We start from the raw sequence: 20,720 nt of genomic DNA, 5'->3' as shown, positions 1-20,720 counted from the left end.
TCGGTAGATTTTACGGATCTCCTAATAAGAAGCCGGGTTTTTTGCCCAATTCTCGGGTTTTCCGGGCCGATAATTCAATCAGGTATTTTATGAACCGGGATATTCTCAAAGTCCTATTGAGCGGATTACTCATCCTGCTACTTGGATCTCTTGCATTTTATTTATATGTGGAGAGGGAGCGGATTGCCGCTTGGTACAAGGATAAAAACGTCCAAGTAGAGGAGAAGTCCCAACCGGAACGTACCATACTCACTCCGGAAGAAGTACCTGACGGAAAAGATCTATCTTCTCCGAACCAAAACTTTGACTCCGATTTTTCCAAACCCAAGGATACGGTTACCGAACCTTCTTCCCAACCGTTGCCAAAAGACTATGAGGTTCCGGGTTTAGGTAAAGAAAAGAAGGATACAATTTCCACAAAAACTCCGGAGAAGCAAGAAACAAAAGTTTCCGAAACTTCGGATCTTCCTAGAAGAGAAGAAATGGAGCGCCCTAGAACAAAACAAAGGGATGAAAGTTTAGTGGAATATGACGACGGCCCTAAACTGAAAAAAGAAAAACGTCATTCTAAAAAAGTTAAAAAAAGAAGAACGGTTCATTCTTCCGTAAATGCTAAGATCAGTTCCTTGGAAAAAAGAGTAGGACGATTGGAAAAAAAACTGGGAATGAAAAACGGGTCTCCCAAGAAAAAAAGTAAGATGTCTTTACGCAAACGTGTGGAAATCCTGGAACAAGAAGTTTCCGGTCTGAAAAAAAAGTCCAAGTCAGAATAGTTCCCTATAAAGTCGTGGGAGTTTCAGAAAATTATAAAACGATCATCCAAGAACTGGAGTCCCTAAAAAAATTAGGAACTCCAACACTCATCGCAGTTTCCAAATTCCAACCCAAAGAAAAAGTGCAAGAAGCGATCGCCGGAGGAGTGATCCATTTCGGAGAAAACAGGGTCCAAGAGGGGATTGAAAAATTTTCGGACTTGGGAAAACCGGAAAAGGATTTTATACTACATCATATAGGTCCCGTTCAATCTTCTCATATTCGAAAGTACGCAGGATTATATTCTTTTGTGCATGGAGTAGGTTCACAAAAAATTTTACAAGAATTGAAAAGAAGAATGGATGGGGACCGCTGGAAGATACGGTATTTCCTACAAGTCAATCTAACAAAGGAAGATACAAAGTCGGGATTTTCGAAGGAAGAAGTCCTGGTCCTTCTTCAAAAAAAAGAAACTCTAAGTTCGGAATTCTGTATATTAGAAGGATTTATGACCATGGGCCCAAGCTCCGGAGATCCGGAAGAAACCCGCAAGGTATTCCAAGAGATGGCTAAGATCCGAAAAGAATTTTATCCACAAGGAAAATTGTCCATGGGAATGTCCGGTGATTACAGAATTGCATTGGAAGAAGGTAGCGATTATCTTAGAATTGGGACCGCAATATTCGGAGAAAGAACATGAAATATAATAAGATCGGTATCATAGGTTGCGGGAATATGGGAGGAGCGATTTATCGTTCCCTTCAATCTAGAAAGATAGATGTAATAGGTTTTGATCCTTATCTAAACCCTAAAAAAGCGCAAGGAATGGTTTTGGAATCGGATTGGTCCCAATTCCAAAAGAAAGCGGATCTTTTGATCTTAGCCGTAAAGCCTGCAGAGGTTTCTAAAACTCTTAGATCCTTGGAAGCTCCGAAGGCGATTCTTTCCGTAGCGGCGGGAATTGATACTAGGATACTTTCTTCCTCCGCTCCTAACGGATCCAAAGTGGTCCGTATTATGCCGAACCTTCCTATTTTAGTGGGAAAGGGAGCTTTGGGCTACTACGGAGACAAGGAATTATACGAAAGTCTGCGGGAGATCTTCTCTCCTATCTCTTATTGTTTGGAACTTTCCAAAGAAGAATTATTAGATGCGGTAACCGGTCTTTCCGGCTCAGGGCCTGCCTACGTACTTAGGTTTATCCAAAGTTTGGCAGAAGGTGGAGTTGCCTCCGGTTTGACATATTCTCAAGCGTTGGAACTTTCCATACAAACCGTGATAGGTGGTGCTGAATTACTGGCAAAAGAATTGGAAAAGGACCCAGATACTCATCCGGAAGTTTTGAAAAACAAAGTAACTTCTCCCGGTGGAACAACGATCGCAGGTTTGGAAGAGTTGGAGAAGAATAAATTCCCTTTTGCTGTGATCTCCGCAGTGAAAAGAGCAACAGAACGTTCTAAAGAGTTAGGAAACTAAATAGAAAGGATTAGCAAATAAGAGATTTGTTTCTTTTTTATTAGGAAAGAGTAGAAAAGGTAGAAATTAAACGTCTCTTTGTCTACTTTTGAGGATAATGTTTGATGTAAAACGCTCTAGCGCGGACAGGATTCGAACCTGTGACCTTTGGGTTATGAGCCCAACGAGCTACCGGCTGCTCCACCGCGCGGCGTCTAAAACCATGTTTCCGTACCCCAGGCTGAAAGTCAAATGAAAAACCAAAAAGAGTTTGATTTCCCCGAGGAAAGCTTTTTGATGCTACTACCTCTTGCGGATCGACTTCACGGAAATTGTTCAAAGTCCGTAGGCGAAGAAACGGATTAGCGAAATAAATTATCTTTTCAATTTAGTATTGGGAGATTCCACAGTTGATCGGAAAAGACAATGATCCATTGATGATCGAATATTATGAGAAGAAGATCTATGATCAGAAACAACTTCTCGAGATCAGTAAGGCTCTTAATTCCACACTAGATTATAAGTATCTAATCGATGCTATTTTAAATATTTGTTTAGCTCAATTGCAAACTTTGAGCGCGGCTATCTTTTTAGCACCGGAAGCTGACTCTAATTATTTTGAATTGGAACCTAGTTTCAAAGGATTCGACCTTGCGGAAGATGATGCAGGGTTCCGGATTAAAACAGATGCACCTTTAGTTACTTTTTTAGAAACCAAACTGAAAGCAATGACTCCCGATCAGATCGAAGAGTCCATGGGCTTAAGTCCTGAACTGGAATTTTTAAGAAGAATAGGCGGAGACCTCATCATTCCTTTGAATGCAAAAGGGAAAGTGAACGGGTTACTTCTTTTGGGTGAAAAGATCACCATGGGAGAATGGATGGAAGAAGATAGAGACTTCCTTACCACTCTTTCCACTCTAGCTGGGATCGCAGTGGAGAACTCAAGACTCTACGAACTTGCAACCGTTGATATGATGACCGGTTTGAAAGTGCATCATTACTTCCAGACTAAACTGAAAGAAGAGATGGAACGTTGCCGTAAAAAAAGAACGAATCTTGCTCTTCTATTCACGGATGTGGACAACTTCAAAAAGTTCAATGATACTCATGGGCACCAAGCGGGGGACCAGGTACTTATCGAGGTCGCTGCAAGGCTGATCCAATGTGCGGGCAAACATGATATCGCCGCCAGATACGGTGGAGAGGAATTCTGTTTGGTCATGCCTGGAGCGGACTTAAAGCGGGGATTTGAAATGGGAGAACGTTTGAGAAAGGCGGTAGAGGCTACTTCTATTCCGAATCCGAACGGAGGTCCGGATTTCCAAGTCACTCTTTCTATTGGGGTTTCCGAGTTTTGGGCAAGTGATCGAAACAATAAGGATCTTATAGAAAGGGCGGATAAGGCGCTTTACGAGGCGAAACACTCCGGTAAAAACAGGACAATTTCCTTCCAAGTTCCGGTCCAAAACTAGTTTTTTCCCGTTTTTGTGAAGATTTTTCGGCTTATCGAATTCTAAAATTCGGCCGAAACCTCTAACATGGAAAAACAACTTGAGCTGGACCATTATTATATCAGCCAGATCGAAGAGGCGGAGCTCGGAAAACGTATCCGTAACCGTGCTTTAGGAAGAGAAGAGTTCGATTTTTCACCGTATTCCTGCTTTATAGAGTATAAAGCAAAGGATACTCAGACAGGAATAGAGTATCGGGATTGTGTGATCGACTATACACGTTGTCCAAATTCCCGTTGTATTAAAAAACTATTGTAATCTTAAAACGAACTTTAGGTGTTCGCTTTTCTAAAATTTTCTACTTAATAAGTCCGTTCCAATACTTGGGTAATCGATCGCTATTAAGCCCTACGCTCCACGAGTCCGGACGTTTGGACAAGCTCGTATAAAAAAGGATCGATTTTTTCCGCAAATTTGAGACCCTAATCGGGCTTTCGAACACTTACGATGCTTTTTTTTCCGAATTGTACATTCAAAAAAAGAACTATTCTTTCCCGAATGATTCTTACGTTATTCTTTTTTTCTTTAGCGGGATGTACTAGTTTCGATTTTCGGAATTTATTCTCAGGTTATATCCGCTATGAAAAAGACGCAGGGGGGATCTGGATCCGTCTTCCTTTAAAAGAAGTGGATCATCTTCCCGTAATTTATCTCGCTTTAGATAAAGATCGGGAACCTCTTAGATTCCTGATCGATACGGGTGCATTCGTTTCCTTTCTTTCCGAAGATCATGTGCCGGAAAATTCTCCTAAAAAAGTTTTGAGTGCAAGTTTTCCCGGCGGTTCCGTTCAGTCGGTACGAAGAACGATCAAAAATGATCTGTTCATAGGAGGGATCCGCCCATTCGAGTCTGTGGAATTTTATTCACATGTGTTTCCCAAAGAATTGAGAGTGGATGGGATCCTAGGAATGAATGCATTCTTAGGTTCGGTAGTTGTTTTGGATCTACCGGATAAAATTTCCCTATGGAGATCTTCTACGTCCAGTCCTGCACCCGGCTTTTTGGAAGAAAATCTATTTCCAATGTTTTTGAAGTCAGGGCAACCGTCTGCAGTACTTCTTCGCCCGCCGGGAACTCGAAAAGAATCTTGGATCTTGGACACCGGGGCCGAATACAGTGTTCTAGACTGGGAGACGATCAAATCAGATCATCCAACGGAATATTTGGAAGGAAAAGAAGCGACCGTATTCAACTTCGGTGGTGGCCGGCTTTCGGCAAAGATCAGAACGCTTCGGCCTTTTTGTCCTGTTTTTGTGAAAAACGATTCTGAAGGGATCGGTTTCTGCACTCCTGAACTCGAGGTATTTCCGGGAGGTATACCGCCGGATGCTTTGCATTCGGACCATAGAAGAGGGATCGTCGGGATATTAGGTCGGAATTGGATGGAAAACTATCGAATTCTTTTGGACACAAAAAGGAGTCTTATTGGTATAGTAGGAAAGGAATCGGTCTTAAGGAATGAATAAGGGTAAGATCATAGTAGCGATGAGCGGAGGGGTGGACAGTGCGGTTACCGCAGGTCTCCTCATGGAAGAAGGTTACGAAGTGATCGGCGTCAACCTGCGCACATGGGAATATGAAGCACCTGCCTGCGATACCACTAAAAAATCCTGTTGTTCTCCCGAAGATATCAGGGACGCGAGAGACGTTGGTCTCTCCTTAAATATCCCTTTTTATGTGATCAAGATGGAGAAACTTTTCCAAGAAAAGGTCATAGATAGGTTCGTAAACGATTACAAGGATGGAAAGACTCCGAACCCTTGTGTGGAATGTAATACTTTCGTGAAGTTCGGCGCTTTATTCGAAAAAGCGAAAGCATTAGGAATTGATAAAATAGCTACCGGACATTATGCAAATATCGTCGAGGTGGACGGAAGATATGCCGTCTCCAATGCGCAGGATATGAATAAGAACCAAGCGTATTATCTATACGGCTTGTCCCAAGAGAATCTGAAAAATACCGTTTTTCCTTTGGGTGGAATGACTAAACCAGAAGTTCGTGAGATCGCGCGTAAGATGGGGCTTCCGGTAGCAGAAAAAGCGGAGTCACAAGAGATCTGTTTTATTCCTGAAAACGATTACAGAAAGTTTTTGGCTAAGAAGAATATTAACTTCACTCCCGGCGTATTCAAATTACAGAATGGCGAGGTAGTCGGAGAACATTCCGGAAAAGAAAACTTCACGATAGGACAAAGAAAAGGTTTAGGTATCGCTTGGAAGGCACCTTTATATGTGATCTCTATCCAAGATGACGGGACGGTCGTTTTGGCGGAGGAAAAACAAACCTTTGTGGAATCTTTTATCGTAGAAGATCTGAACCTGCAAGCTTGGGCTCCCGTTTTAGAAACGGAAAGTTCCGAATGTAGGGTCCAAGTCAGATATCGTTCCCGTCCGATCAAAGCAAAAGTAGTACGTAACGAAAACTTTATACAAGTATTTCCTTTGGAAGAAGTAAAGGGTGTAGCTCCCGGCCAATCCGCAGTCTTCTATCCGAAGGATAGCGACTATTTACTTGCAGGTGGGATCATCCGAAAAGGAAGTGTGACCACTTACGAAAAATCCGATCTTAGCACATTCCAAAATTCGGAACTAGGAGTAAGCGTTCTTCCGTGAGTAAAAAAATCGCAGGTAAGACGATCCTAATCATAGGCGGAGGACTTTTACAGGTTCCGATCATCCAAACGGCAAAAACGATGCTTCTCAGAACGGTGGTAGCGGATATGAATCCGGAGGCGCCGGGTCTGAAAATTTGCGATCTTCCTCTTATCATGTCCACGAAAGACATAGAAGGAATGGTAAGAGAGGCTAAAAAATTATCCGCAACTACTAAGATAGACGGGGTAATCACTGCAGGAACAGACGCCAGTATGACTGTGGCTGCAGTAGCGAATGCGCTGGATCTTCCTGGGATCAGATTCGTAGATGCGGAAGCGGCTTCCAATAAAGTAAAGATGAGGGAGCGCCTGAAAAAGGCAGGGGTTCCTATTCCGGGATTTGCTCCCGTATGGAGTATCCAAGATACACGCGACGCGTTGGAATTCCTACAATTTCCGTTGGTCATGAAACCTGCGGACAATATGGGAGCTCGCGGGGTTGTAAAAGTAAATAATAGGGAAGAGCTACAGGCAGCATTCAAACACGCAAAAAAATATTCTCCTACCGGCGAGATGATCTTAGAAGAATATATGCCCGGTCCCGAAGTTTCCGTGGATGCGCTCGCATGGGACGGCAAATTTATGATCACAGGTCTTGCGGACCGTATCATAGAAAGAGAACCTTATTTTATAGAGATGGGCCATAATATGCCTTCCGCTCTTTCGCCCGAGATCCAAAAAGAAATAGAAGATGTGATGTTTCGCGGAATGCAGGCGCTTGGGATCAGAAGAGGTGCAGGAAAGGGCGATATCAAAGTGACTCCTACAGGAGTAAAAGTAGGAGAGATTGCCGCAAGACTTTCGGGCGGGTTCATGTCCGCTTTGACTTTCCCATTATCCAGCGGGATCAATTTGAATCGAGCCGCTATACTTATCGCTCTGGGGGAAGAGCCTGATAATTTAGAACCGTTATTTCATAGAGTATCTATCGAAAGAGCGTTACTCGCGCCTAAGGGAAAACTTCTTTCCATCGATGGATTGGAAGAGGCCAAAAAGATAGAAGGAGTTACCGATATCTTTCTTTTACATAAGGTGGGAGACATTATCCCGGAACCCACGAATAATATTGAAAAAACAGGACATGTGATCATCTCCGCGGAGAATTTAAGTCAGGCTGAAAGTATATTCTCCAAAGTATTGGAAACCGTTAAATTTACCTCGGACGAATTATACTCCATCTCCGAAAAAGAAATCGCGGCTAACGCGCGAGCTCGTTTTGGAAAAGAGATTTGCTGGGTCTGTAAGGTATGTGATGGGACGGATTGTGCTTCCGGTGTTCCCGGAATGGGCGGAGTCGGAAGAATGCTTAGCTTTCAGGACAATACCAAGGCCTTGGAAGAATATTCGATCCTACCCAGATATATCAGAGACAATGTGCAGGCAAGCACCGAAAGTCACTTTTTTGGACAGAAATTATCCACATCTTTTATGTGCGCCCCAATGACAGGTGCGATCACGAATATGAGCGGAGCCATGGATGAGTATACTCTCGCCGCGGTTTTGTTAGAAGGATGTTTGGCTTCCGGCAGCTTAGCATGGTTAGGCGATGGCGCAAGCCCGGAAAAATATCTGATCATTCTGGAAGCTCTTAAAAAGGTGGATGGAAAAGGTGTACTTATTTGTAAACCGCGAGAAGACGAAGGGCTCATCAAAGAAAGATTCCAAGAAGCGGAAGCGCAAGGTGTTCTTGCTCTAGGAATGGACATAGATGCAGTGAATTTCAAAACTCTGGTCCAGAAAAAGATCCCTTCGATCACAAGAGGAGTGGACGCTCTTTCTAAAATACGTTCTTATACAAAACTTCCTTTTATCCTAAAAGGTGTGATGAGTCCTGAAGATGCGATCCTTGCAAGAGAAGCTGGTGCGGATGCGATCGTTGTTTCCAATCATGGGGGCAGAGTATTGGACGATATGCCAGGGACTGCGAGAGTTCTCCCTAAGATCCGAGAGGCCTTAGGTGCTGATTTTCCGATCTCAGTGGACGGCGGTGTTAGAAGCGGCGCCGACGTTTTCAAAATGCACGCATTAGGTGCGAACAATGTTCTCATCGGGCGACCTATGGCGATTTCCGCGGTGGGCGGGGGTGTGGCTGGAGTCCGTTTTTTAGTGGGCCAATATACCGAAGGTTTGGCACAGGCAATGAACACGGTAGGAGTTTCCAAAATTTCCGAGATTAGGAAAGAATTTATTTTCAGAAAAAAAGAAGAGACTTCTTCTTAAACTTCCAGTTAGATTTTTCTTTTTGCCAGACTTTTGATACAATTCCACAATTGGTTTCCCGGTTGTCCCCCGAACGTATTAGTAGAATATAATGCAAAGTATAGAATACTATTCCGGTTTGGCGCTTTTGCGAAAAAGAGAGAGGAATGATCCGGAAAATTCCTTGAAACCAGTAATTTCCTTTCCCTAAACGAGGGAGCCGTTAAACTCGGATTCCTTGCCAAAGGGTCTGGGATTCCTTTAGGAGGAACGTTTGGATAGGACAGTCAAGGAAACAGAGGCTCTGACTAAAATCCTCCAAACATTGTTTGCGAGATTGCCGGTTTCCGTGGAAATTAAGGGCAGATCCTATCCCGCAAAAATCGTAGGGGTCAAAGACGGTCTTTATCTTCTCGTTTCTTTACCCGGAAAATCGGATGGGGAGAAGACCAGGATCCTATTTCTTACTCATAATAATCATTTTTTCCACGGTGTTTTTACGGTTGTCCAGAGGAATGCGGGTAACGGTTTGGAATTGTTGAGGATCCAGGCGGTAAAGGTCAGCGAGGCAAAACGGGCCCAGGGCAGGGTGGAATTGGAAGGTGGGGGCGGAGAGCCGATCATTCTCACCAATATTATCAATCAATTACACTTAAGACGTTCATTAGGTTTTATTGATAAAATAGTAGAGACTATCCTTCAGAAACATGCCAAAAAAATGAAGGAAACCTATCCGGATTCTTTGATCTATTTTTCGGATCGAATGGATAACAGGCTTAGGATCATGTACAATTTCGAACAATCCATCTTCGTTACCAATCGTTTGGAAAGAAGTTCGGGCGGAGTTGGACAAAATTTTGTTCCGATCGAGGAATACCTAAAACTTCTGGCTTTGAATAAGTTAGAATCCAGATTTATTTCCGAAATTTCGGTACTGATCCGTTATAAAAATTATACACCTCTCGGTTATGTTCAGGTGCTTTCCGACAAACCTATGGATACGGAAGATTATAATAAGATCACATTATTTGCCGCTGCAATTTCCAGGGATGTGATCGCTTCCGGGTTTTTCCAGGAGTCCAAAGAAAGATGTATCGCAGAGGATATCAGTAGGAGTGGACTCGGGTTTTTCCACGCGCAATCCATTTTCTTTTCCAGAAGTTTTGCAGTGGGAGAAATTTTGTTATTCGATCTGCAAATGAATCAGGAACTGAAAGGGACTTATCGGGCCGTTATCCGAAATATCACGAACACGGACAAAATGTTCCGTATCGGTTTACAATTCTTTAATTTGAATTCTAAGGAAGAAGAGATGTTGAACCGATTTGTGGATTCCAGATTAGGCCCGGGAGAAGGTTCTCAAGCGCCTGAATCGACAGAACAAGAGTCGGATACTCCCGTGGAAGGAGAGTCTGCTTCCGAGATGGAAACGGTATCGGAAGATATACCTGATATGGGATTCGAAGGAGAAGAAGAGTCTGTCTAATTCTCTTGTACAGGAAGGTCTTAGAACAAAGATCGGGAAAGAAGAGGCCGGTTCCAGACTTGACGTGTTTCTCGCTTCCAGATTCACATACCAATCCAGGTCCAATTGGCGAAAAATATTAGAAGAAGGTAAAATACTCGTCCAAGGAAAGCCTGCAAAACCTTCTTACTCCATCAAGGAAGGAGACGAGATACTTTATCTTCCGGGAGACAGTTTCGAACCTCCCATCCAAACGGACTTTAAAATTTTATACGAAGATACACGTTATATTGCGGTGGAAAAACCGGGTGATATTCCGATCCATAGCGCCGGAAGATACAGGAAAAACAATCTCACGGATCTTTTAGAAGAAGATCCTCGTTTCGAAAAAATATATACGATCCATAGATTGGATAGAGAAACGTCCGGAGTGGTCGTTTTCGCAAAAGATCCGGAAGCCGCTTCAAAATTAGCCGATCTATTTTCCAAAAGAAAAGTAAATAAAACGTACGTATCCTATGTTTGGGGAAATTTCCCTACTCGCCTTCGGGCAAAAGGATTTTTGACATCGGATCCTTCTTCTTTAATCCGCAAAAAAAGAAGGTTTCTTTCCGAAACTTCGTTTCAGAAATTAGAAATACCGGAACAAGATTCGGAAACCTGCGAAACCGCTTTTAGGAAAATTGGAGAAGGTATCTTTCAGGGATTATCTTTTTCTAAAGTATATTGTTTTCCTAAAACCGGAAGGCTTCACCAAATTCGTGCTACATTGTATTCTTTAGGATTTCCGTTAATCGGAGATAAAATTTACGGCAAAGATGAGAGAACCTTCCTGGAATTTATTGAAGGGAAAGATCCGGATTTAATCCAAAAACTCGGAATGGAAAGGCAGGCATTACATTCGATTTCTCTTACGTTCATTCATCCGTTTACGGGATTAATAACGAAGATCCGATCCGGTTTACCGCAGGATTTTCCTGAATGAACGAAAAACCTGGATTTTGGATCTCCTTATTTCCGCTGGGATTTTTGGTATTTTCGTTAAGTACGGCGGGATTTTTATTCGGAAGTGGGATCGCAGAAGGACCGGCCCAAATTTTATTATTCAGTGCGGGTGCGATTTCCGCGGGAATTTCCAGGCTCAGGGGCATCTCTTGGGAGGAAATAGAGGACACCGTTTTGGATTCTCTTAGAAACGTTTTGCAGCCGATACTCATCTTACTTTTGATAGGGGCATTGATCGGGATTTGGATCCGTTCCGGGATCGTGCCGGCACTCATTGTCTGGGGTTTAGAATTATTAAAACCGGAGATTTTTTTACCCTCAGCGCTCATCTTATCTTCCGTGGTTTCTTTAGCCACAGGAAGTTCCTGGTCCACTGCGGGAACCATCGGAGTCGCATTGATCGGAGTGGGGGCCGGCCTTGGGAAACCTTTGGGGATGGTAGCCGGGGCGGTTGTTTCGGGTGCCTATTTCGGAGATAAACTTTCTCCTTTTTCGGAAACGACAAATCTTGCATCCTCCATAACAGGGGTCTCCCTTCTATCACATATCCGTAATATGGCTAGGACGACGTTACCTGCATTCGGGATCTGTCTTTTAGCGTTCGGATTTTTAGGCTGGGGTAGCGGCCAGGGGGAAACGGAAACAGCTACAGAGCCGGTGATCTCCGCACTAAAAGCGGAATTCCAGATTTCTTGGGTTTTACTTTTTCCACCTCTTCTTACTTTCTTTCTCATCTACTTTAGGGTTTCCGCAATTCCTTCCATATTTATAGGGATCTTGAGCGGTGGAGTTTGTTTTGTTCTGACACAATCCAATATATATGCAAATTCTTTAAACTTGCAAGATGCAACTTCTTCCGCTTTTAAAAATTTAGTTTCAGCCGCTTCAGTAGGCACAAAGGTGAAAACCGGACATGCGGTCGTGGACGGATTATTATCCAGAGGAGGAATGTCCTCGATGCTTTCCACAGTTTGGCTGATTATCTCCGCTATGTTTTATGCAGGGATCATGGAAGGAGGGGGAATGACCCAAGTTTTAGCGGAAAAGATGTTAAATTGGGCGAAAGCGAGAGGTTCCTTATTCACTGCCACGGTATTTACCTGTGTAGGCACCAATCTTTTCTGCGCGGACCAATATCTAGCGATCGTGGTCTCAGGTAAAATGTTCAAAGAAGCGTATTCCAAAAAAGGATTGGATCCTAGAAATCTTTCCAGATGTTTAGAGGATTCGGGAACAATGACTTCCGCTTTGGTTCCTTGGAATTCCTGCGGTTCCTTTATGGCGACAGCTTTAGGAGTTCCTACACTTGTGTATCTTCCCTACGCATTCTTAAATTTACTTTCTCCATTATTCTCCTTAGTCACCGGATGGACAGGTTGGGGATTGGCGGGAAAAGATCCTGAATCTAAAAAAGATTATATCTGATATCTTTTTAGCTTTTAAGAAGAATCCGCTTTCTATAACATTTGCTCGATTATAAATCTTAGAAAAATGCTTGTGTCATCACGGCGATATGCGAAAATACTAAAAAAGTGAGCAAAAGCTCACATTTTAAAAAGGCATATCTCGGGTGAAATTCCCGAGTACTTCGAATATATAGGAGAGGAGTTCCGATGCCTAAATTCCATTTAAAAGAAAGGTATATTCCCGTTCTAGGACTATTAGTTTTGGGAATTTTGATGGGGGCCTTCGCTTCTTCTTGCAGCAGCAAAGAAGGAGAAACGACGGAAGGTTTTGCCCATGTGGTCATGGTGGATAATGCATTTTCTCCCCCTATGCAAAAGATCCCTGTCGGCGGTCAGATCGAATTTGTCAATTCAGGGGCCAATCCTCACAATGCGATAGCAGTGGATAAATCCTGGTCTACCGAAAAGAGTTTCGGTAATATCGTAATGCCAAGAGGGGCAAAGGTAAAGATCACTTATCCGAAGGAAGGCGTTTTTCCTTACTATTGTAGCTTTCACGCATCTCCGGATGGAAAGAGCGGAATGGTTGGGGATATAGTGGTGGGAAACGCGGCTTACAATCCTGCGGCAAGAGCCGGTAAAGATTGGAAGGTTGCTGAAAAATTTTCGGGAACCACACGTAAGGTTCCACAAATGTATCCTACTATCCAAAACGCAGTGGATGCTGCCTCTCCTGGAGATCTGATCCTGATCGACGAAGGTGTATATTACGAAGAAGTTGTGGTCACCACTCCTTCGATTACCTTAAGAGGAACGGATAGAAATAAAGTCATCTTAGACGGTCAATTCCAAAGGGCGAACGGTGTGATCGTGGTAGGCGCGAACGGTGTAGCAGTGGAAAACATGACTGCAAGGAACTCCACCTTAAACGGTTTCTTTTGGACCGGCGTAAAAGGATATAGAGGTTCTTATCTTACCGCCTATAATAATGGAGACTATGGAATTTACGCTTTCGACTCGGTGAACGGAGTATTAGAACATTCTTATGCATCCGGTTCTCCTGATGCGGGAATTTATGTGGGTCAATGTTATCCTTGTAAAGCTATCCTTTATGATGTGATCTCGGAGAACAGCGCATTAGGTTATTCCGGAACGAACGCCGGTGGAGAATTATACATCCTGAGTTCAATCTGGAGAAATAATATCGTAGGTCTCGGACCGAATTCGTTGGATAGGGAACTTCTTCCTCCGGAAAGAGAGACTACGATTATCGGGAATTTGATCTATGATAATAATAACCTGTCGGCTCCGATCAAACCTCTGGAATATCCTACTTACGGAACGGGGATCCTGATCGCAGGCGGTATTAATAATGTGATCAAAAATAACGTAGTGATCGGTCACGATAATTACGGGATCGCGATCTTTCCGAATCTGGACGAAAATTTCTGGTTCTCGCATAGGAATATCGTCGAAGGAAACATAGTACATTCTTCCGGTTTTGGGGACTTGACACTTGCAGGACCGATCAGTATCGGGAACTGTTTCTCTAATAACAAATTCCAAACCTCCGTTCCTCCTTTGTTGGAAAAAACGAATTCTTGTGCTTCCGGCATTAGATTCCCGATGGGAGGAGAAATTTTCACTGCGTATAACGCACTTTCTTTGATGGTGGATGCTACTCACGGGAATTATCCGAGCGGAGATTGGAAGAACCAACCGGTCCCTCCTCCTCAAACGAATTTACCTGGCGGAGTTTCCGCACCTATCAAACCTGCAATCCATCCTTTCGAAGACTTCGGTTTAGATTTGGATAAGGTGAAACTTCCGGAGGAAGCGGCTAAAATTCTCGCGGAAAGAAAACCGAAATTCGGGGACGTTTTAGGCGGGTTTTCGGTACCTAAACCATTGGATATCCAAATCGTGATCTTCCGTTGGTTTGGATATTTACTTCCACTTCTTCTTTACGTATGTTTGGTCAGTTTGAGTGTTTATGACCTGGTTTCTAAAGCGGAAACAAGCGTCGGTAAATACGTTTGGTTGGCATTTGTTTCCTTAGTGCCGTACATCGGAGGAGGAGCGTATCTTCTTTCGGGCAAATCTTCTTATCCTAAATACTTGAGGTTCACTCTTGTCTTTGCAGGATTTGGAGCCTCCTTGGCCTTCATTTTCTACCTTGGTTTCACCATAGTAGGGAACGTAGGAGCGGGTTGATCTTAGGAAACTTAATACATTAGAATTTTAGAATATAATAAGGAGTTATTTATGGAAACTGCTCAATTTTACGATCCGGGATTTTTTACCTTACTTTTCAACTTTTACGGATACTATATTTTCTACATTTTATTCGCTCTTTGGGCGCCGCTGGCCCTGATCGATCTGTCTAAAAGAGACGATGTGGATCCTAAAAAAGGAAGTCTTTGGACCGCTGCGATCATTCTTGTCCCTTTGTTCGGGGCAGGGGCGTACCACTTGGTCGGCGGTTCTAAGATCCCTTCTTGGGCGAAGAACAGCCTTGTATATGGGGGGATCGGTCTTTTGGTCTTAACACTTCTGATCTCTACCATCGCAAGATTCTAATAAACGGGAATTTAATATGAATCGGAAGGAATTCCTTCGTTGGTTAGGAATTGGCGGTGCCGGACTCGCTGCGGGGACCGGGATTGCCGGAATTACCTCGGGTAAAAAAGAAGATCCGCTTTGTAGGACCGGGGCTTCCGTTCCGGGACCGGCATCCACTTCACCGAATCCTTCTATCCGGCTTCCTGGATCCATAGGGGGGAATTCCTACGGAAGTATGATCCACCCACCAATGTTCGCGGACTACACGTTCTTATCTCGGATGGAATTACATAGTTCGATCCCGCAAGCTCCTTCCGGTCCCAAATTTCGTTCCGAAGTGAATATTATAGAAATGCCATTGACTGTCGCTCATAACACTGTGGTGGACGCTTGGACTTTCGACGGCGTTGTTCCGGGGAAAGTGATCCGTGCAAGACTTGGTCAGGAAATGGAATTGCTCTTTAGGAATCATTCCAATCATCCTCACTCCGTCCATTTTCATGGGACGCATGATCCCGGGCAAGACGGTTGGGAGCCGATCGCTCCGGGTGCGGAAAGAGTGTATAAAATTACTGCAGGTCCGATCGGTTTTCATCCGTATCATTGTCACGTTCCTCCTTTAGCGAGCCATATGTCGAAGGGCCTTTATGGAGGATTTATAGTCGATCCTCCAGGTGGAAGACCTCCTGCTTTGGAGTTCATGTTGATCCTTGCTGGTTGGGATCTGAACGAGTCCGGAAGAAACGATATCTATGCTTGGAACGGTATTGCTGGATTTTATGACCGTTTTCCGATCAAGGTCCCCGTGGGAAAAAAAGTAAGATTGTACATCGCGAATATGACGGAACATGATCCTATAGCTTCTTTTCATCTTCATTCCCAAACATTCGATGTGTATAGGACCGGGACTAAACTTGTGCCGGATGAACATACCGATGTGATCACTCTGGGGCAGACGGAAAGAGCGATCGTGGAATTTACTCTCACTAAAAGGGGAAGGTATATGTTCCATCCTCACCAGACCCATATGGCTGACAGAGGGGCAATGGGTTGGATCGTAGCGGTATGAATTTTTTTAAAACGAATTATAAAAACATAATTTATTCTTTATTTATCCTTGGGGTCGGTTTTGGTGTGGGTTTTTATATGAAGAAGAAACCTTCTTCTCGATTCGCATCCGAGGCTCCTGTTGTGGAATGGAAAACCGCCATTCTAAAAGATACGGAAGGAAATTCTGTCAGGCCATCCGAATTGCCCGGGAAATTGTTCGTTGTTTATTTCGGATTTTCCCATTGTCCCGATATGTGTCCTATGGCTTTGAATGATATAGAGAACGCATTTACGGTTTTAAAAGAAGATTCTAAAGACATTACTCCAGTCTTTATCACGATCGATCCGGAAAGGGATACTCCGGAAGTTTTACGAAAATATATTTCTCATTTTCCCGGAAAAGAACTCGTAGCTTTAACCGGCGGAAAAGACCAGATCAGTACTTTGCAGAAAGGTTTTGGAGTATTCTCCCAGAAGACCCAAATTCCGCAAGGGAACGGTGAATATGGAATGGATCATACCTTATTTATATATCTCGTTGATAGAACCGGAAATATCCTAAGAGCTTACCCAACCGGGATCAAAGGAGAAGAATTAGCCAAGGAAATCAGTGAGTTATTATAAAAGCTTGTCCCCAAATGGCCAGGCTCTTTAAGCCTGAAGTCAGGTATTAAAAGTTAGTCCAAGTTTTGGGACGGACTATAGATTCTATTCCGGTTTATTAATAAAATAGAATAGTATTTTCTGTGTTCTCGGTGGCGTCTCTGCGAAACAATTATTCTTTATCATAAAAAGCGAATACAACTGCAAGGATTACTAGGGAGAAGCTGACTGCGTGATTCCATTTCATTCTTTCTTTTAACACCAAAATCGCAAATCCCACAAAAATTGTGATCGTGATCACCTCTTGTAATATCTTAAGTTGGAAACCGCTTAAACCGTCTTCCGCATAGCCTATACGATTTGCCGGGACCATGAGACAATATTCCAAAAACGCAATCGCCCAAGAGATCAGGATTGTTTTCCAAATGGGGAAGTCCTTGAAAAATTTTAAATGACCGTACCAGGCAAAGGTCATGAATAAATTGGAGAATGTGAGTAATAAAAAAGTCCTCATAAAGTCCAGAAAAACCGAACGGATGAATGGAGGCAAAAAAAAACCGGACTGAAAGAGTCCGGCTGACAAGTAAGGATTTGCTGAAAAACAATTATTGAGTTTTTACTTCTATCTTTTTGCTCAAAGGTTTCTTTCTAGGCAGTTTTAGCCTCAAAACACCGTTTTGAAGGACTGCAGAAATTTTATCTTCGTCCACGGGTTCGGATAATACGAAGGTCCTTTTATAATCTCCGGTCCCATATTCCGAATATCTTAAGTTTCCATTCGGTTCGGAAACGCTAGTCTTCGCAGAGATTCTGAGCTCGTCCTTCTCCAAGGAAATTTCCAGGTCGGATTCCTTTACGCCTGGAAGATCCAAGACCAACGTATGTGCCTCTTCATTCGAATATAGATCCGTAGAAGGAGTGAAGGTCGGTCTAGGTCTTTGGTTTTTTTCCTGTTCTGTGACCGCTTTATCTTCTGTTTTTAGTAATTCTGAGATGCTCATCTTTTTCTCCTTAAGCTTTTGCTTCGATCCTTATCTTTCTTGGTTTTTCACTCTCGAGAATTGGAAGAACTAAGGTTAAAACTCCGTCTTTTACGGTCGCCTCTACCTTCTCGGAGTCTACTGCAACCGGCAGTTCCAGTCTACGTTGGAATTTGCCTTTTGCTCTTTCTATCCGGCGAGGTTTGTCTTGTGTGTATTCCTTCCATTCACCTGAGATTGTGAGAAGGTTATGAGCCACAGTGATGTCCAGATCTTCCGGAGAAAGGCCTGGAACCTCGGCAGTTACGGTGATCTTGTCCTGGTCCGTATAAACATTTAACGCAGGATATACTTGCCCGCCTTCCCAGACTGGATCGAATAAATTATGGAATCTATTTTGAATTCTTCTTACTTCGCTAAAAAAGTTTGGGTGTCTCATTTTTGCCTCCTGGGCTTATTTAGCACTTACATATATAGAGTGCCAAAATCGTAAAAAGTTTCAATTATTTTTTGGGAAAATTAGCACTTTTTTATCCTGAGTGCTAATGAGGGGGGAAGGGCCTTTCTCCTTAAAGCCCAGGGCAATTTTGGTCCAAAACAGCATTCTTAGAGGAAAAAAGAAGATATTCCTTTTCCGGTTTGGAAGAAAGATTAGCCGAAGTTTTAGACGTCCTAGACGATTCTTTCGATCCGGAAAGGAGAAATTTTGAACTCGGAGCCCATTCTGAAAAAAAATAGAGTACTTTTGATCCGCTGTAAAGACGAGGCGGGGTTGATCCATAGGATCACGGGATTTTTGGCAAATATTGGAGCCAATATTGTCGGAAACCAGGAATTCGTAGAGCCGCTGGAAAAAGTATTTTTTATGAGAACGGAATACTCTCTCGAGGACAGCAATCAAGAAGAGGGGTTACTCTCCGAACTTGCAAAAATACTTCCGAAAGATTCGGAACTTACTCTATCTAATCCTAAACTTCCTAAAGTGGTTTTACTTGCCACGAAAGAGCCTCATTGTTTGGGGGATATTCTTCTACGCTGGAGATACGGGGAATTACCCATGGAACTTTTGGGTGTGGTTTCTAATCACGAAATTTTAGGGGATCTGGTCCGGGACTTTAAACTTCCATTTTATCATATTTCCAGCGAAGCAGTTAGTCGAGAAGAACATGAAAAAGAATTGGATTCTTATTTAAAGAGACTTCAACCGGATTGGATCGTACTTGCGAAATATATGAGGATACTCACTCCGGAATTCGTAAAAAAATGGGAACATCGTATATTAAATATCCATCATTCGTTCTTGCCTGCATTCGTAGGAGCAAAGCCGTACGAGCAAGCATATAAGCGCGGAGTCAAGATTATAGGAGGAACCGCTCATATTGTGACCGAAAATTTGGACGAGGGTCCGATCCTAGTCCAAGACGTTTGTCATGTGGACCATGGTTATTCTCCGGAACGTCTGGTCTTGTACGGGAGGGATCTGGAGAAGGTGGTTTTGTCCAAGGCTTTACGTTTACTTTTGGAAGACAGGGTTATGATCTTCCAGAACAGGACTATTATTTTCGAATAAAACGGATCCGGTCCTGAATATTAATTATTTAGAATATATATGAAGTTAAAATACGTCGGCATTATTTTTTCCATACTACTTTCCTTTGTTCCTATCCTATTTTCATTCTACGGATATGTTCCGCCTTCGGTCGCTGGAATGTTTTCTATTTTTCTGATCGCGGCAGGATTATGGATCTTTGAAATAATTCCTGGGCATGCGACCTCTATTTTGATCATATTTTCCGAGATCATTCTTTTTTCCAATCCGGGTAAATGGGAATTTTTAAAAGAATATTCAGGTCCGGGAAAACCGACCACTCCGAGCGTATTTTTGGCATCTCTTGCGGATTCGGCAGTGATCTTGTTCTTGGGAAGTTTTGCTTTAGCTAAGGCCTGTGTAAAAGTAGGGGTGGATCGTTGGTTGGCAAATCGTGTCCTTCCTTATTTTGGGACTTCTCCAAAATATGTTTTACTCGGGCTAATGTGTATAACCGCAACTATCTCGCTTTGGATGAGTAATACCGCCACTGCATCTTTGATGATCGCATTGGTATTTCCTTTGCTCATGGTTTTGGACAAGGACGAAAAATTTAGAAAAGCGGTATTGATCGGAATTCCGTTTGCCGCGAACTTAGGGGGGATCGGAACTCCGATCGGTTCCCCTCCGAACGTGATCGCATTTGCAAATTTAAAGAACCAAGGATACGGAGAATATATTTCTTTCGGGACTTGGATGCTAGTTGCGGTCCCACTTTTGATCATTCTACTTTTTGCGGCATGGTTTTGGCTTCTTCGGACTTTTCCGGCGAGTGAGGGTTTAAGTCTTTCTCTTCGTTACGAAACAATCTCGGAAGAAGGGGCCGAAAAAAGATTGAGATTCGTTTTGTTCGGATTTTTGGCAACGGTGTTTCTATGGTTGACGGAGTCTTTTCATGGGATCCCGGCTGGGGTAGTGGCACTAATCCCACTCCTTCTTTTTACCGCGTTCGGAATATTAGAAACCAATGATTTACGATCTTTGGAATGGGATGTGTTGATCTTAGTAGCCGGCGGGATTGCTCTCGGAACCGGGATAGAAAAAAGTGGAGCAGGGATTTGGTTCGGGGAATTGATTGGCAATCAAGCCGGACCTGGAGAAAGTCTCTGGGTATTAGGGATCTTCTTCTCTGTCGGGCTTTTTCTTTCCACATTCCTATCCAATACCGCTACCGCAAATCTTCTGGTTCCTTTAGCGCTTCCGGTTGCCAATTTGTTACTTCCCGGAAATGAATCCTATACGATTCAATTGGTTTTAGGGTCTGCGTTAGGCGCTTCTTTGGCAATGTCCTTACCTGTCTCCACTCCTCCGAATGCCGTTGCCTACGCAGTGGGAGGTTTTGAGATCAAGGACATGGCCGGAGTCGGGGTGAAGATAGGGATCTTGGGACTTGTTTTGGTCCTTTTTGGATTTTTAATTTTCAAATAATAGATCTTAAAAAGTACCTGTAAAATGTTCCGAATTCGGATCAAATATTTACTATTT

Annotated in this window: 20 protein-coding genes and 1 tRNA gene; 17 read left to right on the top strand and 4 right to left on the bottom strand. The window is 43.2% G+C overall.

The features are described 5' to 3' along the window. The first annotated feature begins 89 nt into the window (after positions 1-89). The 3 genes from LEP1GSC192_RS14660 to proC are packed head-to-tail and all read left to right on the top strand — an operon-like array spanning position 90 to position 2,229. Positions 90-773 carry a hypothetical protein gene (locus LEP1GSC192_RS14660; RefSeq protein ID WP_020770779.1) on the top strand — a complete coding sequence of 228 codons (684 nt, stop codon included), beginning with the start codon at positions 90-92 and terminating at the stop codon, positions 771-773. Between the two features lie 14 nt (positions 774-787). Beyond that, entirely contained in the window at positions 788-1,453 is a 666-nt protein-coding gene (locus tag LEP1GSC192_RS14655; RefSeq protein WP_020770864.1) for a YggS family pyridoxal phosphate-dependent enzyme, read from the top strand. Further along, positions 1,450-2,229, top strand: coding sequence for a pyrroline-5-carboxylate reductase (gene proC / locus LEP1GSC192_RS14650; protein ID WP_020770636.1), 780 nt, complete (start codon positions 1,450-1,452; stop codon positions 2,227-2,229). The genes LEP1GSC192_RS14655 and proC overlap by 4 nt, the downstream gene beginning before the upstream one ends. Before the next feature lie 117 nt (positions 2,230-2,346). Here proC and LEP1GSC192_RS14645 read toward each other — a convergent pair. Then, a tRNA-Met gene (locus LEP1GSC192_RS14645) sits at positions 2,347-2,419 on the bottom strand. Positions 2,420-2,618: 199 nt separating this feature from the next. Here LEP1GSC192_RS14645 and LEP1GSC192_RS14640 point away from each other — a divergent pair. From LEP1GSC192_RS14640 to LEP1GSC192_RS14580, 12 genes are all read left to right on the top strand, one after another. After that, positions 2,619-3,683: a sensor domain-containing diguanylate cyclase gene (locus LEP1GSC192_RS14640; RefSeq protein WP_020770619.1), complete on the top strand. Its 1,065-nt coding sequence runs from the start codon at positions 2,619-2,621 to the stop codon at positions 3,681-3,683. A gap of 66 nt (positions 3,684-3,749) precedes the next feature. Further along, complete coding sequence (locus tag LEP1GSC192_RS14635) at positions 3,750-3,980, top strand: hypothetical protein (RefSeq protein WP_020770850.1); 231 nt, start codon at positions 3,750-3,752, stop codon at positions 3,978-3,980. A gap of 240 nt (positions 3,981-4,220) precedes the next feature. Beyond that, positions 4,221-5,189, top strand: coding sequence for a retropepsin-like aspartic protease (locus LEP1GSC192_RS14630; RefSeq protein ID WP_232421029.1), 969 nt, complete (start codon positions 4,221-4,223; stop codon positions 5,187-5,189). Next, entirely contained in the window at positions 5,182-6,336 is a 1,155-nt protein-coding gene (mnmA, locus tag LEP1GSC192_RS14625; protein WP_020770830.1) for a tRNA 2-thiouridine(34) synthase MnmA, read from the top strand. Before LEP1GSC192_RS14630 ends, mnmA begins: the two co-directional genes overlap by 8 nt. Further along, entirely contained in the window at positions 6,333-8,597 is a 2,265-nt protein-coding gene (locus LEP1GSC192_RS14620) for an alpha-hydroxy-acid oxidizing protein (protein WP_020770732.1), read from the top strand. The genes mnmA and LEP1GSC192_RS14620 overlap by 4 nt, the downstream gene beginning before the upstream one ends. A 253-nt stretch (positions 8,598-8,850) precedes the next feature. Beyond that, entirely contained in the window at positions 8,851-10,062 is a 1,212-nt protein-coding gene (locus LEP1GSC192_RS14610; RefSeq protein WP_020770876.1) for a PilZ domain-containing protein, read from the top strand. 64 nt (positions 10,063-10,126) lie between these two features. Then, positions 10,127-11,026, top strand: coding sequence for an RluA family pseudouridine synthase (locus LEP1GSC192_RS14605; RefSeq protein WP_020770801.1), 900 nt, complete (start codon positions 10,127-10,129; stop codon positions 11,024-11,026). Continuing rightward, on the top strand, positions 11,023-12,471 hold the full coding sequence (nhaC, locus tag LEP1GSC192_RS14600) for a Na+/H+ antiporter NhaC (RefSeq protein ID WP_020770843.1): 1,449 nt from the start codon (positions 11,023-11,025) through the stop codon (positions 12,469-12,471). Before LEP1GSC192_RS14605 ends, nhaC begins: the two co-directional genes overlap by 4 nt. Before the next feature lie 188 nt (positions 12,472-12,659). Then, the gene (locus tag LEP1GSC192_RS14595) at positions 12,660-14,666 is read left to right on the top strand and encodes a plastocyanin/azurin family copper-binding protein (protein ID WP_020770866.1); all 2,007 of its coding nucleotides are present in this window, start codon (positions 12,660-12,662) and stop codon (positions 14,664-14,666) included. 51 nt (positions 14,667-14,717) lie between these two features. Next, entirely contained in the window at positions 14,718-15,032 is a 315-nt protein-coding gene (locus LEP1GSC192_RS14590; protein WP_020770698.1) for a PLDc N-terminal domain-containing protein, read from the top strand. A 16-nt stretch (positions 15,033-15,048) separates the two neighbouring features. After that, entirely contained in the window at positions 15,049-16,083 is a 1,035-nt protein-coding gene (locus LEP1GSC192_RS14585; protein ID WP_020770599.1) for a multicopper oxidase domain-containing protein, read from the top strand. After that, on the top strand, positions 16,080-16,688 hold the full coding sequence (locus LEP1GSC192_RS14580; protein WP_020770758.1) for an SCO family protein: 609 nt from the start codon (positions 16,080-16,082) through the stop codon (positions 16,686-16,688). Before LEP1GSC192_RS14585 ends, LEP1GSC192_RS14580 begins: the two co-directional genes overlap by 4 nt. Positions 16,689-16,839: 151 nt before the next feature. Here the strand turns inward: LEP1GSC192_RS14580 and LEP1GSC192_RS14575 are convergent, their stop codons facing one another. From LEP1GSC192_RS14575 to LEP1GSC192_RS14565, 3 genes are all read right to left on the bottom strand, one after another. Beyond that, the gene (locus LEP1GSC192_RS14575) at positions 16,840-17,181 is read right to left on the bottom strand and encodes a DMT family protein (RefSeq protein WP_052005237.1); all 342 of its coding nucleotides are present in this window, start codon (positions 17,179-17,181) and stop codon (positions 16,840-16,842) included. A 91-nt stretch (positions 17,182-17,272) separates the two neighbouring features. Beyond that, positions 17,273-17,668, bottom strand: a complete 396-nt coding sequence (locus tag LEP1GSC192_RS14570) for an Hsp20/alpha crystallin family protein (RefSeq protein ID WP_020770811.1) — start codon at positions 17,666-17,668, stop codon at positions 17,273-17,275. A gap of 10 nt (positions 17,669-17,678) precedes the next feature. Then, a complete protein-coding gene (locus LEP1GSC192_RS14565; RefSeq protein WP_020770722.1) occupies positions 17,679-18,086 on the bottom strand; it encodes an Hsp20/alpha crystallin family protein in 408 nt (135 codons plus the stop codon). Between the two features lie 267 nt (positions 18,087-18,353). Between LEP1GSC192_RS14565 and purU the strand changes: the two genes are divergently transcribed. Together purU and LEP1GSC192_RS14555 are read left to right on the top strand one after the other, a co-directional pair. Beyond that, complete coding sequence (purU, locus tag LEP1GSC192_RS14560) at positions 18,354-19,217, top strand: formyltetrahydrofolate deformylase (protein WP_020770867.1); 864 nt, start codon at positions 18,354-18,356, stop codon at positions 19,215-19,217. 39 nt (positions 19,218-19,256) lie between these two features. Beyond that, positions 19,257-20,663: a DASS family sodium-coupled anion symporter gene (locus LEP1GSC192_RS14555; protein WP_020770639.1), complete on the top strand. Its 1,407-nt coding sequence runs from the start codon at positions 19,257-19,259 to the stop codon at positions 20,661-20,663. Positions 20,664-20,720 lie beyond the last annotated feature (57 nt).

The organism is Leptospira sp. B5-022 (assembly GCF_000347035.1).
Classification (GTDB): domain Bacteria; phylum Spirochaetota; class Leptospiria; order Leptospirales; family Leptospiraceae; genus Leptospira_B; species Leptospira_B cinconiae.
The sequence above is the reverse complement of the archived record's forward strand: the minus strand, read 5'-3'. Positions and strand labels throughout refer to the sequence as shown.